Annotated in this window: 14 protein-coding genes; 6 read left to right on the forward strand and 8 right to left on the reverse strand. The window is 52.7% G+C overall.

Going from position 1 to position 13,507, the window contains the following annotated elements; genetic code table 11:
- Positions 1–112: 112 nt before the first annotated feature.
- Positions 113–1,249 carry an ABC transporter substrate-binding protein gene (locus KUO20_RS07990; protein WP_235042322.1) on the forward strand — a complete coding sequence of 379 codons (1,137 nt, stop codon included), beginning with the start codon at positions 113–115 and terminating at the stop codon, positions 1,247–1,249.
- A 26-nt stretch (positions 1,250–1,275) separates the two neighbouring features.
- Positions 1,276–2,661, forward strand: coding sequence for a 3'-5' exonuclease family protein (locus KUO20_RS07995; protein ID WP_235042323.1), 1,386 nt, complete (start codon positions 1,276–1,278; stop codon positions 2,659–2,661).
- Positions 2,662–2,673: 12 nt separating this feature from the next.
- Here KUO20_RS07995 and KUO20_RS08000 read toward each other — a convergent pair whose 3' ends face one another.
- From KUO20_RS08000 to KUO20_RS08010, 3 genes are all read right to left on the reverse strand, one after another.
- On the reverse strand, positions 2,674–3,477 hold the full coding sequence (locus KUO20_RS08000; RefSeq protein ID WP_235042324.1) for an alpha/beta fold hydrolase: 804 nt from the start codon (positions 3,475–3,477) through the stop codon (positions 2,674–2,676).
- A gap of 56 nt (positions 3,478–3,533) precedes the next feature.
- Complete coding sequence (locus tag KUO20_RS08005; protein WP_235042325.1) at positions 3,534–4,202, reverse strand: 7-cyano-7-deazaguanine/7-aminomethyl-7-deazaguanine transporter; 669 nt, start codon at positions 4,200–4,202, stop codon at positions 3,534–3,536.
- A gap of 153 nt (positions 4,203–4,355) precedes the next feature.
- Positions 4,356–6,269: a propionyl-CoA synthetase gene (locus KUO20_RS08010; RefSeq protein ID WP_235042326.1), complete on the reverse strand. Its 1,914-nt coding sequence runs from the start codon at positions 6,267–6,269 to the stop codon at positions 4,356–4,358.
- Between the two features lie 291 nt (positions 6,270–6,560).
- Here KUO20_RS08010 and KUO20_RS08015 point away from each other — a divergent pair, with 291 nt between their 5' ends.
- Positions 6,561–6,881: an ArsR/SmtB family transcription factor gene (locus KUO20_RS08015; RefSeq protein ID WP_235042327.1), complete on the forward strand. Its 321-nt coding sequence runs from the start codon at positions 6,561–6,563 to the stop codon at positions 6,879–6,881.
- Positions 6,882–6,884: 3 nt separating this feature from the next.
- Here the strand turns inward: KUO20_RS08015 and sohB are convergent, their stop codons facing one another.
- Complete coding sequence (gene sohB / locus KUO20_RS08020; RefSeq protein WP_235042328.1) at positions 6,885–7,928, reverse strand: protease SohB; 1,044 nt, start codon at positions 7,926–7,928, stop codon at positions 6,885–6,887.
- A 185-nt stretch (positions 7,929–8,113) separates the two neighbouring features.
- On the opposite strand from sohB, the gene KUO20_RS08025 reads away from it, so the two are divergent.
- A complete protein-coding gene (locus KUO20_RS08025; RefSeq protein WP_235042329.1) occupies positions 8,114–8,425 on the forward strand; it encodes an SCP2 sterol-binding domain-containing protein in 312 nt (103 codons plus the stop codon).
- A gap of 24 nt (positions 8,426–8,449) precedes the next feature.
- Here KUO20_RS08025 and nudC read toward each other — a convergent pair whose 3' ends face one another.
- The 4 genes from nudC to KUO20_RS08045 are packed head-to-tail and all read right to left on the reverse strand — an operon-like array spanning position 8,450 to position 11,234.
- Positions 8,450–9,229: an NAD(+) diphosphatase gene (gene nudC / locus KUO20_RS08030; RefSeq protein WP_235042330.1), complete on the reverse strand. Its 780-nt coding sequence runs from the start codon at positions 9,227–9,229 to the stop codon at positions 8,450–8,452.
- The gene (gene dnaQ / locus KUO20_RS08035; protein WP_235042331.1) at positions 9,222–9,959 is read right to left on the reverse strand and encodes a DNA polymerase III subunit epsilon; all 738 of its coding nucleotides are present in this window, start codon (positions 9,957–9,959) and stop codon (positions 9,222–9,224) included. Before dnaQ ends, nudC begins: the two co-directional genes overlap by 8 nt.
- Positions 9,959–10,429 (reverse strand): ribonuclease HI, encoded by a 471-nt coding sequence (rnhA, locus tag KUO20_RS08040; protein WP_235042332.1) that lies wholly within the window; start codon positions 10,427–10,429, stop codon positions 9,959–9,961. The genes dnaQ and rnhA overlap by 1 nt, the downstream gene beginning before the upstream one ends.
- Positions 10,422–11,234, reverse strand: a complete 813-nt coding sequence (locus KUO20_RS08045) for a class I SAM-dependent methyltransferase (RefSeq protein WP_235042333.1) — start codon at positions 11,232–11,234, stop codon at positions 10,422–10,424. The genes rnhA and KUO20_RS08045 overlap by 8 nt, the downstream gene beginning before the upstream one ends.
- A 157-nt stretch (positions 11,235–11,391) precedes the next feature.
- Here KUO20_RS08045 and gloB point away from each other — a divergent pair, with 157 nt between their 5' ends.
- Together gloB and KUO20_RS08055 are read left to right on the forward strand one after the other, a co-directional pair.
- Complete coding sequence (gene gloB, locus KUO20_RS08050) at positions 11,392–12,159, forward strand: hydroxyacylglutathione hydrolase (RefSeq protein ID WP_235042334.1); 768 nt, start codon at positions 11,392–11,394, stop codon at positions 12,157–12,159.
- A gap of 30 nt (positions 12,160–12,189) precedes the next feature.
- Positions 12,190–13,410 carry a transglycosylase SLT domain-containing protein gene (locus KUO20_RS08055; protein ID WP_235042335.1) on the forward strand — a complete coding sequence of 407 codons (1,221 nt, stop codon included), beginning with the start codon at positions 12,190–12,192 and terminating at the stop codon, positions 13,408–13,410.
- Positions 13,411–13,507: the final 97 nt, after the last annotated feature.

Genomic DNA, 13,507 nt, shown 5'->3' on the forward strand with positions numbered 1-13,507 from the left:
GTAACCATTGAATTTACTGTGCCTTCTCGGCCTACACTTATGCCTAAAGGGCTGGTCAGGAGCTTTATCCGGCGGCTACACTTCGCCGTCACAAGATTTGGAGTTACTGACTATGCTGCGCTGCCGATCACGCCAGTGGCACTTTGCGTTACTCACCGTTATCGTCACTTTGTTGCTCTTCACCTCAGTTTGTCACGCTGAAAACGACGATCAGAAAAACACCCAGTCAGCGACTCCGCTGACGCTAGATACCGTTGTAGTGGTGCCGCCTTCACTGTGGAATTCCACTGAGAGCGTTAGCGAAGATGAAGTGCCGACCATGGCACTGACGCCTGCGCCTGCACTAGAGCCACCGCCATTAAAAAACGTTACGCTAATGCTGGATTGGTACTTAAGCCCCCAGCATGCAGCGCTAGTGGTGGCCAAAGAACGTGGCTACTATGCCGCCCAAGGCCTTGAGGTAGACATTCAGTCACCGGCAGATCCCTCTATCGCCATCAAGCTACTAATGGCTGGAGAGATAGATTTAGCGTTAACGCGCCAGCCTTTGCTACATCTTTATGCCCACGAGGGCGCCCCTATTATTCGAATTGCGACGTTAATAGAAACAGCGTTAACAGCGGTAATCGTTATGGGGCCTGAGCAGCTTGATAACGTAACAAACCTAGCGGAATTGCATTATGGTTACACTACTCGCGAAGGGCTAAATTTAGCTATTCCACGACTAGTGCCGCGCTCCGTACAGCAAACGGATGATTTTTCTGCCCCTCAAAACCTACACTTTGATCCGACACGAGCATTAAGAGAGGGCCAGGCAGACGCAGTGGCCGATGGTTTTTTTCACTATCTACCGCCGCAGCTAGCAACCGAAGGCATTACCACGCATTTGATTCGCTTTGACGAGCTGGATATCCCCCGCCACGATGGACTAGTGGTACTGGCGAACAGCGATTCCGTCGTGCGCCGGGCAGATACGTGGTCACGCTTCACAATCGCTATTGAGGAGGCCAGCAATTGGATCGTGGAAAACCCTGACGCCGCATGGGCGCTATTAACCAACACTCATCCAGTGCTCGACAATGACATCAACGCAGCCGCTTGGGAGGATATTCTACGCCGCATGGCACTCAGCCCTGCCGCCGTTGACAGTCATCGCTACACCGCGTTTGAAACTTACTTGCTGCAAATGGGCCTTATAGATGACACCTTTCCCCTCTCACGCTTAGCAGTAGACCCACATGTGCTCTAGCTGCTTACTTATCGCTTTGGAGGCGCATGATCGAAAACGCCCTCATTTTTATTGATTTAGAGACCACGGGAACACGCGCGACACGTGACCGTATTACCGAAATAGCGGCCTTAAAAATCGTTAACGGCGAGGTTATTGATCGCTGGTCGAGCTTGATCTACCCCGAGACGAAGGTGCCGGCACAAATTAGCCAGCTGACCGGCATAGACGACCGCATGCTTAGCAACGCACCACGGTTTGTTCAGATAGCGACGTCGTTGCGCGAGTGGCTAGCCGATGGGCATTTAGTTGCTCATAACGCACGCTTTGACTACGGTTTTTTACGCAACGAATTTAAGCGCGCGGGCCTGGATTACCGCACATCGATCATCTGCACTCTGCGCATGTCGCGGCGATTAGCACCTCAAGAGCGCCAGCATAATCTCAAGGCATTACTCAGCCGTTACGCTATCACTCCTCTTCGCCATCATCGGGCTGGAGACGATGTCAATGCGCTGTGGGCTTTATGGCAAGCCTGGCAGCAGGAACACAGTGCAGAGACGTGGCAGAGACTTCTTAGTGAAGAGCAGCGTCACCGCACGCTGCCTGCGCACCTTGATAGCGCCCAACTCGAAGGGTTGCCCGCCACGCCGGGTGTTTATTTATTTTATGGCCACAATCGGCTGCCGCTCTACGTGGGTAAAAGCATTAATCTGCGCAGCCGCGTACTGGGCCACTTTCAGCGTGATCATCAGGACGATAAAGAAATGCGCCTGGCGCAACAGGTTCAGCAGATTGAATGGGAAGAGACAGCCGGCGATTTAGGCGCTCAATTGCGCGAAGCGCAGCTAGTGAAAACGCTAATGCCCATTATGAACCGCCAGCTGCGCAAGCAGGGAAAACTGACGACCTGGCATTGGCCGGAAGGCGCAAACTGCCCCGAACTCATTAGCAGTAGCGTCCTTAGCCAACTTCAGCACGAGAAACTGTATGGGTTATTCCGCAATGCAACGGAGGCTAAGAAGGCGCTGCGCTCAATCGTTGACGAGCAGCAGCTTTGTCCACGCGTTATGGGGCTTGAAAAGGGCAAAGGCCGCTGCTTTGCTAACCAGCTAGGCAAGTGTAAAGGAGCGTGTAACGGCCAGGAGCCCATCGCGACGCATACCCAGCGCGCCCAGACCGCATTGCAGCAACTGCAAATTAATGCATGGCCTTGGTCCGGCAGTATTGCTATCGAAGAGCGCCCGGTAGGTAATGCATCCCCTGCCTGGCACGTTGTTCGCCAGTGGTGCTATCTAGGTAGCGCGGCGAGCATTGAACAAGCCAGAGCGTTTGCCGACGCCTCTACGCTCTTTGATGTTGATAGCTACCGAATTTTAAACCGTTTTTTACGTCACCCAGAACAACACGGGCTTACCGTTACAGAGCTTTAATCGTCATCTCGTTTATTGAGCGTTCAAAAACATCTCAACGGCCTGCTGAAAAGCCTCAGGCTGATCGGCGTGTAGCCAATGACCGGCATGCTTAAGCGTTACGACGCGGGCGCTGGGCATTACCGCACGTAGCGCAGGTAGCATTGAGTCGGCGACATACGGGGAGTCAGACCCACGCAGCACCAGCGTTGGGCCCTCATAGGGCTGCTCACCGTCAGGTTCACCGATAATATCGCTATAGCCCTGTTTGATCTGATCTAACCCTACTCTTAACGACATCACGTTATCGTCGTTTCGCACCAGATTAGTCGCTAAGAAAAGTCGCGTGGGACGAGAATCGACATGCTCGCCAAGCATGGCGTCGGCTTCGCTGCGCGTTTTTGGCTTACCTTCACGGACGCTTTCGAGTGCGGCAAACACATCATCATGGCCATGATCATAGGCAACGGGCGCAATGTCAGCGACGATCAGCGAAACAACTCGCTTAGGTGCTAAGCGGGCCAAACTCATGGCCACTTTGCCCCCCATTGAGTGCCCCAGCACATGCGCACGTTCAATGGAGAGGCTGTCGAGCAGTGCTAAAACATCGTCCGCCATGGTTGCGTAGCGCATGCCGTCAGCATGAGGAGACCGGCCATGGTTACGCAGGTCGACAGCAATAACCCGACGCGAGCGCTGCCACACCTTCAAATGCGAGCGCCAGTTGTCAGCACTCCCCAACAAGCCGTGAATAATCACCAGCGGAGTAGCGTCAGAGGCGTTTTCATCAGCGGGCATATCAATACAGTAAAGATCAACGGCGGCAGCGTCAGTCATGCAGGCTCCTATGTCTTAGCAGTGTTTTTAAAACTGATGTTTTTACCAGCAGCATTTTAGGCAGTGCGCGGCGCGTTATCTATCTGCCCTGTCCAAACAACTAGACGGCGCGTTAACCATGCGAGAAGTAGGCCATACAGCGGCAGAAAGAACAGCAGGCTGATCGCTAATTTGATGGTGTAGTCGACTGCGGCAATTTCAATCCAATGGGCCGCCATGAACGGATCAGGGCTGTTATAAAACGCCGTAGAGAAAAATGCGAACGTATCGGCAAGGTTACCCAGCACCGTTGAAAACACTGGCGCGACCCACCAGGATAACTGGCGTAAACGGTCAAACACCTGGACATCAAGCAGTTGACCTATCACATAGGCTAAGAAGCTAGCGAGCGCGATGCGAGCGACAAACAGATTCCATTCAGTAAGCGCGTCAATACCGGCAAAGCTCCCCCGTGGGAATACAACTGAAACCACATAGGAGACGACTAAGGCGGGAAGCATAACGCGAAGAATAATAGCGCGGGCGGGCCCTTTGCCAAATAAGCGCACCGTTAAATCAGTGGCTAAGAAAATAAACGGAAAGCTGAAGGCGCCCCAGGTGGTATGGAATCCAAACAGCGTAAACGGCAGCTGAACAAGATAATTACTGGCGGCAATAATGCCAATGTGAAAGGCCACCATTACTAATAAGCAGCGGCGGTGTTGAGCGTCACTCAATGCAAACATGTCGATAAGCCTTTTTGTACAGAAGAAGAGGGGTTAGGGAACCCTCGAGGTAATTAGCGCACTCTGAATGTGTCAAGGTGCCGCTAGGGAGCAGCATTATACGGCTTCTACCGGGCAATGAAAGCCGCTCAGCTGTGTGAGCGGCTTAAGGCATCAATCAAGCGGTGTGGCTTTATCGGCGGCCCCCACCGAGCGCTGGCGCATAGCCGTATGAATATCGGCAAGGCTGGCTGGGTCATCAATGGTAGAAGGAATACCAAACTCTTTTCCATCAGCAATAGTACGCAGCAGCTTGCGCAAGATCTTACCCGAACGCGTTTTAGGCAATCGATCAACCACTAACACCTGCTTGAAACAAGCAATAGGCCCAATATGCTCACGGACCCTGGCTATTAGCTCTGCCTCTAGGGTTGCCTCATCGCCAGTGAAGCCATCTTTAGGAATCACAAGCCCAATAGGCAGCTGCCCTTTCAGCTCATCATGGATGCCAATCACCGCACACTCTGCTACGGCAGGATGCGCGCCCACCACCTCTTCTATCTCACCGGTAGAAAGCCGATGCCCTGCAACGTTAATGACATCGTCAGTGCGGCCCATAATGAACAAATAGCCCTGCTCATCATAATAGCCGCCGTCGCCGGTTAAATAGTAGCCGGGATACGCCGCCATATACGCCGAGTGGAAACGCTGCGGGTCTCGCCATACGCCAATTAAGCAGCCTGGAGGCATCGGCTGTTTAATGACGACACTGCCCTGTTCCATAAGCTCAGCTTGGTCTCCTTCGCGATTAAGCACCTGCACATTGAAACCTGGCACAGGGTACGTCGCGGAACCGGCTTTGGTCGGCATAGATTCGATGCCCGGCAAATTTGCCGCAATTGGCCAGCCGGTTTCAGTTTGCCACCAGTGGTCAATAACCGGCACCTCAAGCAAGTCATCAAGCCAATGAAACGTCGGAGGATCAAGCCGCTCACCGGCAACGTAAAGATGCTTCAGGCTGCTAATGTCATATTTTTTCAGCAGTTCGGCGTCAGGGTCCTCTTTCTTCATGGCCCTAAATGCGGTGGGCGCCGTGAAGAAGCTGGTTACTTGATACTCTTCAATCAAGCGCCAGAAACTCCCCGCATCGGGTGTTTTAACTGGTTTACCTTCATATACGACAGTCGTGCAACCCAGCAGTAAGGGGGCATAAACAATATAAGAGTGACCAACCACCCAGCCTACATCGGATGCGGTGAAGAACACTTCACCGGGCTTCATGGCATAGATAGCCTCCATTGAATACGCCAATGCCACCGCGTAGCCACCGGTGTCACGCACCACGCCCTTGGGCTTACCGGTCGTACCTGAGGTGTAAAGTATATAGAGCGGATCGGAGCCCTTCACCGGGACACAATCTGCAAATGGCGCCCGCGCCACTAGCTGATCCCAGTCATAGTCGTTAGCGCCTAGTTCTGATTGATGCGCTGCGCGCTGGTAAACAACACAGGCATCCGGCTTATGAGTACTTAAACCAATCGCTTGATCAATCATCGGCTTATAAGGCTGCACTTTACCTAGTTCGATGCCACATGAGGCTGCCACCACCACCTTGGGCTCAGCGTCTTCGATACGTGCGGCCAGCTCATGGGGCGCGAAGCCCCCAAAGACCACTGAATGAATCGCACCGAGCCGTGCACAGGCATACATCGCCATCAGTGCTTCGGGAATCATCGGCATATAAATAATGACACGATCGCCCTTTTCAACGCCTAGCTGCGCTAAGGCGCCGGCCAAATGCGCGACGCGATCACGCATATCCCGATAGCTAATAGTTTGCTTAGACTGCGTGGAGGGAGAATCCCAGAAAATGGCCGCCTGATCACCTCGGCCCTGCTCAACATGGTAGTCCAAAGCGGCATAACTAAGGTTCATTTCCCCATCGCTGAACCAGCGTGCGTGATGCTGCGCGTCATAGCTGAGTATCGTGCGTGGCGTCACGTACCAGGGGATACGTTTAGCCTGCTCGGCCCAGAATATATCAGGGTGTTCAATCGACTGCTGGAAAGCATCATGGTAGCGACTCATATAGTGTTCTCATTGTTATTATGCAAACGCATTGTTGACACTGTATAAAGTAAACCGCACTAGCACCTTCATACTATTGGCTAACGGGTCGAAAATGCGCAACGTCGCCACCCATTGTCGACAACACGGCAAGGGATTTACCATTGATTAACCGTTAAACAAAGCCTTGGACAAAACTCGCTAAATTACTGATCATTAAACAACTTGGTTTTCGCGACGCGACGATGCCGAGATACATTATAACAATGCATATAAACAAGCTTATGTAACAGTGTAGGCAAGGAGATCACTATGTCTGCTTCTACAAGCGCCGCGACACGTTTGCTTGAACACGACTGCCGAGCTATTGAGGCGGGAACTAGCTTACTGAAAGCATTGGCAAACGAAAAACGCTTACAAATAATGTGCTTACTTGCTGAGAAAGAGCTATCAGTTACTCAGATAAATCAACAGCTTGCCTTGAGCCAGTCGGCTCTATCACAGCATTTAGCGATATTGAGGCGTGATGAGCTGGTGAGCACACGCCGAGAATCACAAACCATTTACTACTCATTGACTAGCGAAAGCGCCATAGCCATTCTTGCTGCATTGGCGCATCACTATTCAGCATAACGTTTAGCGGCGTTGCCACCCGGCCGCGTCGATCAGCCCCAGCGCCTTGAGCGCTGCTTGTTCGACACCCGTTGAAACGGCTAAGCCAAGCTTTCGGCTCATCGTTTTAGGCGCCTCAAGCTTGACGGTATAAACCTGCACCTGCGCCATACGCTCTGTCAGATAGGCTTCGCTGGTGCCCACGCTATCAACAAGCAGCTGGGGCAATGCCTCGCTGCCGTACCAAATTTCACCGGTGGCCAGTGAGTCAATATCCATAGCGGGTCGCCGCTCTGAAACGTAGTGTTTAAATAACCGGTGGGTGTTCTCTAGATCATCCAAGAACTTTTCTTTGCCTTCTTCGGTATTTTCACCAAGCACGGTCAAGGTACGCTTATATTTTCCAGCGGTTAGCAGCTCGACATCAATATCGTGCTTTTTGAGCAGCCTATGAATGTTGGGCACTTGCGCTACTACGCCGATCGATCCAATAACGGCAAACGGAGCCGCTTTAATATGCTGCGCGGTGCAGGCCATCATGTAGCCCCCGCTCGCCGCCACTTTATCAATACATACCGTCGTGATAAGACCCGCAGCGCTTAGCCGATCCATCTGCGCGGCCGCTAAGCCATAGGCATGCACTAGGCCACCCGCGGACTCCAGCCGAATCACTACCTCATCGTCTTTACTAGCCACGTCGATAATAGCGGAGATCTCTTGAGCAAAACGCTCGGTTTGTGAGGCTTTCAAATCACCATGAAAATCCAATACCCAAACACGAGATGCTGGTAGCGTTGGTTGCTCGTTTTTTTGAACCTTTAGGCGTTTTTTTTCGTCGTGACGAAATTTTTTTAGCAGCTTTTTACGCGCAGAAGGCAGCGCAATGGCCAAACGCAGGCGGCGACCGCGATCGATGCGCTGATCATTAAGCTGCTCAACACGCAGCGTCAGGCCATGCTCTTTTGCTTGCTTAGAGCGCGTGACGAGCAGTATACCAATCACTAACAACGCTATCACGATGGCTGTTTGAACCAAAAACGTACCTAATTCTGCGGCCCACTCACTCATTAACGTTCTCCACTAGATAATTGAATTCTTAAACAGGGCAATGCTCTCATGTATCCTCATGAAGCATTAGCGCAGCGCTTGATTGAAACGTACGTATGATACAGCCTCGTGCCGTATAAGATTGTTTCTTTGAATCACTATCGATAACCTTAAGCTAATTTACCTACTTACTTGTGAGATTTACGATGTCAACGAACACCCTTGATAAGCTGAAAGCACGTTTCAATCCAGAAGCCGCCGAGGGGATGAACGAAATTTTTCAATTTCATTTCTCAGATGCGGGCAGCCACTATCTGCACATTCAAGATGGCACGCTCGACGCACAAGAAGGCGAGCACGATGACCCTTCTGTCAGCTTAAGCCTAAGCACCGAGACGCTGAAAGGCATTATGAGTGGCGACATTAACGGCATGACGGCGTTTATGACTGGAAAGCTGAAAGCAACCGGCAATGTGATGCTGGCCACTAAACTGACCAGCCTGTTTCCTAGCAAGTAATCATCTTTAAGCACGCGGCGCTCTTCAGCGCCAGCGTGCTAAATGTGTCTCGATTAGCTCGCGCGATATCGAATACGGCGGTGGCAAAGACGGCAGCTGGCGAGGTGAAAACCACGCCGCATCGCTAATCTCGACACCGTCAATACGGATACGTCGCGTCGTTGCTTCAGCAAAGTAGCCAAACATCAGTGAATGAGGAAAAGGCCACGCCTGACTGTGGTGATAGCGTAGCTGATCAATATGCACGCCGACTTCTTCAAATACCTCACGATGCACGGCCTCTTCCGCAGACTCGCCTGGTTCAATAAACCCAGCCAGCGTCGAATAGCGGCCAGGCGGAAAACGCGGACTGCGGGCTAGCAGCATCGCCTCACCGCTAGTTACCAGGGTAATAATGCACGGCGAAATGCGTGGATAATTGCGATGTCCGCAGGCGTAGCAGTGCATCGCAAATTCTGCAGCCAGCTTGGTGGCAGGAGCTCCGCAGCGGCTACAGAAACGATGATTTTCTAACCAAGCGCCTACCTGTAAGGCTGTCGATAGCAGGCTGAACCATACCGTAGGCAGCTCGCTCATCCACTGGCGGCCATCGATCCAGCCACTTTCAGCCTGAGCGTCCACCAGCAGCGCTACGGGCTCATCATCCCAATAGCACAGCGGCTGCATCTGCTCGGTCCACTGCTGAAAAGGCTGTAGCGGAGTGAGCTGGTCACTTCCGCTAATAGGAGCAGGCGCCAGTAAACTGCGCGATAGCCGAATAACGCGCCCTGCCTGCTCATCGTGGGGAATTTCTCGCCTAAGCATCGTTACCTGCGCCCTCAAACCACGTCAGTTGATGTGCTTCACACTTAGCTTTATGGGCCGCTTGCTCCTGCTCGGTGGGGCGAACCACGCGCAGTTGGCCGGGCGCTAGCGTTAAACGCTGAATCGACAAGCCCTCGTTAGAAGTGTCGGCCTGCTGCTGCTCCGAAGCAGAGGCTGCGTCTAATGTTAGCGCCGTTTGCCCACCCGTCATCGCTAGATATACGTCAGCGAGGATTTCGGCGTCTAACAAAGCGCCGTGCAGCACACGGTGGCCATTATCAATATCGTAGCGTTTGCACAGCGCATCAAGGCTATTGCGCTGACCAGGATGCATTTTCCTGGCCATCGTCAGCGTATCAAGAACGCCGCAGTGCTCACGAACAGGCCCTAACGACACGCCGCTGCGCTGCTTATTGAGCATGCCGAGCTCATGATCAATAAAGCCCACGTCGAAGGGCGCGTTATGGATCACCAGCTCAGCGCCATCAATAAACGCCCAAAATTCATCGGCTATTTTGGCGAACACCGGCTCATTGGCGATTTTAGCGTTATCAATACCGTGAATAGCCACTACTTCAGCATCGATATGGCGCTCGGGATTTATATACTGGTGGTAGGTACGGCCGGTGAAACGACGATTAACCATCTCCACGGCACCAATCTCGACTAAGCGATGCCCGTCTTTAGGATCGATACCCGTTGTTTCAGTATCTAAGATGATTTGACGCATCACGCTCTCCTCTTCTGGTGCTCATCGATAGCCTCATTGGCCAGCGTGTCGGCGTGCTCATTGCCGGGATGGCCGCTATGCCCTTTGACCCAGTGCCACGCTACTTGATGGCGCTGAGTCTCTTCGTGAAGGGTTTTCCATAGCTCGGCATTTTTGACCGGCTGCTTAGCGGCCGTTTTCCAACCCCGCTTAATCCAGTTATGAATCCACTGGGTGATACCTTGGCGCACGTACTGGGAGTCAGTCCACAGCGCCACTTCGCAGGGTGTATTGAGGGTACGCAGCGCCATGATCGCGGCCATCAATTCCATGCGATTATTAGTGGTATCTGCTTCGTAGCCTTTTAAGGTCTTTTTATGCTCGCCACTCGCCAGCACAACGCCCCAGCCACCGGGGCCAGGATTACCCCGACAAGCGCCATCGGTATACACCGTCACACTGGGCAGGTGCTCGGCAGCCTTATTAGTCAATCTCTTGATCTCTCTTTGAATGCGTTGGAGCCTGATGCTCTTGATAGGGTTGCACGTGAGCGGATGAGCTAGTGCGGGTTGCGCCTAATGACGCCCGAGACGCCGGTGCTTTTAATCCAAACTTCAGCCGCTGAACGGGCGCTTGGCGCTGCTTGCGCCGAGCAAGAATCATATAGCTTTCACCGAGTGGCAGGTTATGCCGACGTCCTAAAGACTCCCAATACTCACCGCACTTGGCGTTGATGCGCCCTCTAAAACAGCAATAGTCTACGCGTTGAACATCAAAGTCGACAAACGCCAGCCAGTCGCGAAGACGGCTCGACGTACGCCAAACGCCGTTCCAAGGGTACTGCTGCTGGCGTTTACGCCACTGGCGGGCAAGCCCACTGACGCCAATAGGATTAAAGCCAAAAATCACTAAAATGCCATTATCAGCCGTTACCCGAGCAGCCTCTTTGAGTGTCAGATGAGCATCAGGCAGATCCTCAAGCCAGTGGTGAATAACCATCACATCTAAACAGCGGTCTGGCAGTGCCAGTTGATCAGGTGGACACACTAGGGTGGCGTCTGAATGTGCTTGCTGGCGGGTCGGCGACCAGCGGATGGCGTGTGGAATGGCTGACATTGTCAGCATTGCCGGCCCCATGCTCATTTCCAAACTGTGCCCGCCCACGCGCGTTTCAGCCACGGGACCAAGACACGCCCGCTGAGACTCCCAAAGCGAGCGACCGGCCTCGCTTTGCCAATAGGGCTGGCTATTTATCAAGCGCTTGGCGAGCGTTGTCGCCGTCGTCGAATTTGACATGAACAGCGCTTCCCTCCAAAGTAACGGCTTTTAGCGCCTTTTAAGCACCGATTTAGCGCCAATATGCGCAATGTTTTGTTTTGCATTTTTTGCTGTGTTTTCTATTTATACGTTCTTTTTACCCGTTCTGTTTTCTGACATTTAAAGGATCTCGCCGATGATGAGCGTGACACCGATCCCAGCCCTTAGCGACAACTATATTTGGCTATTAAGACAAGATACCAGTCAAAACGTTTGCGTGGTGGACCCAGGTGAAGCCGCCCCTGTAATCGAGTTTCTTGAGCGGGAGTCACTACGCCTAGAGAGCATCCTGATCACCCATCACCATCATGATCACACCGGCGGCCTAGCCGAATTGATCAAACGTTATTCTCCCCATGTGATCGGCCCCAACAACCCCGCCATTCAAGGTATTGATGAATTTGTGGGGGATGGCGACCAAATTCGCATTATGGGGCGGTTATTTGAGGTCATGGCGACTCCCGGCCATACACTTGACCATATCAGCTATTTTACGCCGGGCATCCCTGCCCTACTGTTTTGTGGCGACACACTTTTCTGCGCTGGCTGTGGCCGTTTATTTGAAGGCACTCCGGAACAAATGTTCACTGCGTTGAAAACATTTGCGGAACTCCCTGAAGATACGCTGGTCTTTGCAGCCCATGAGTACACACAAGCGAATCTTGCGTTTGCTCGTGCTGCGGACCCTGACAATGATGACGTCAAACACGCCTTGCAGGAATGTGAAAAGGCCAGAGCATTGGATCGCCCGACCTTACCCAGCACGATAGGACGCGAGCTGAAAATTAACCCCTACCTGCGCGTGGGTACTGATAGCGTGCGCCAAGCCGCCGGAAGTCAGGGTGTTAACGATAATGACCTCGCAACGTTCACTACTCTACGTGAGTGGAAGAACCGTTTTTAATAACGCTATCGAACCGAAACGAATGCAACTATGACCTATCGAACGATTCGCCAGCGCTTGATGCTGAGCGCTGGCAGCTCCGTCATTATGGGCCTAATTTTAGCCGCCGCGGCCAGTTCTCAAGCATCGGCGTATGAAGCACCAAGATCCTCTACCGCCACCGCGCAATATGCCGCAAATACTGGCATGCCGGCCGCTACTCCAAGCCCCTCTGCTTTCCAGTCGCATTTTTGGGAAGCTTTGGAGCTAGAGCCTCAAGACGCCTGGACGACGCTACGTAAAAGTTTCCAATGGCAAGACGCACCGCTCTCAGCAGATGCCCAAGCAAGGGTAGACGCCTGGATAGAGCACTATCAGTCAAGCCCAGAAAACATCGCCACCATCACTGAACGCGCAACACCTTGGCTTGCCTGGATTAGCCAGCAGGTAAGCGAGCGTGGCCTACCGGGCGAAGTGGCTCTAATTCCCTTTGTAGAAAGCTCGTTTGATCCCGCTGCAAAGAGCCATCGTGGCGCCGCCGGCCTTTGGCAGTTTATGCCCGGCACCGGCGACGCATTAGGCCTGATACGCAACGGCAACTATGACGGTCGGTTAGACGTAGTAACGTCTACCGCTGCGGCACTTGACTACTTAGAAATGCAGGCTGATCAGTGGTATGAAGGTGATTTAATGCTTTCATTAGCTGCTTACAATGCCGGCGCAGGCACTGTTAATCGTGCTCAGCACCAGGCCCAGGGCCAGGGTTTGAACGGCGATTACTGGGACCTCACCCTACCTTACGAAACGATGCAATACGTTCCTAAACTCAAAGCCATCGCAACGATTATCAATGATCCGGAGCGTTACGGTGTCGTTTTGCCTGAGATTCACTCTGACCCAGCGTTTGCCAAAGTGCAGCTAGCCCATGCGGTGAGTCTTTCTGAAGCTTCTCAACTGCTAGATGTGAGCCAAACGGCACTGGCAGAGCTGAATCCCGGCCTGCTTAATGGCAGTATTGATCCGCGAAGTGCGCAGACGCTGCTAGTCCCTGAAGAAGTCGACGCTCAAGTGTTGGCTCAGCTGGCACAAGGCAATAGCCCAGCATTAGCGCAAAACGATAGCAGCGAGACGCATCGCGTTGAGCGAGGCGACAGCCTTTCAGCGATCGCGGCTCATTATAATATCAACCAGCAAGACCTAATTCGCTGGAATGCGATCGATCGTCCCGGTGCTCTACAGCCAGGCCAACTGCTGACGCTCTCTGGGCGCTAACACGAGCCTGAGTAGAAACCGCCAGCTTTTGGTAATAGTCGTTGTTTAGAAGCTGCCATTGATCGTACCGTATTGATAGCATTGTCATAACAGTAGG

Source organism: Vreelandella profundi (genome assembly GCF_019722725.1).
Classification (GTDB): domain Bacteria; phylum Pseudomonadota; class Gammaproteobacteria; order Pseudomonadales; family Halomonadaceae; genus Vreelandella; species Vreelandella profundi.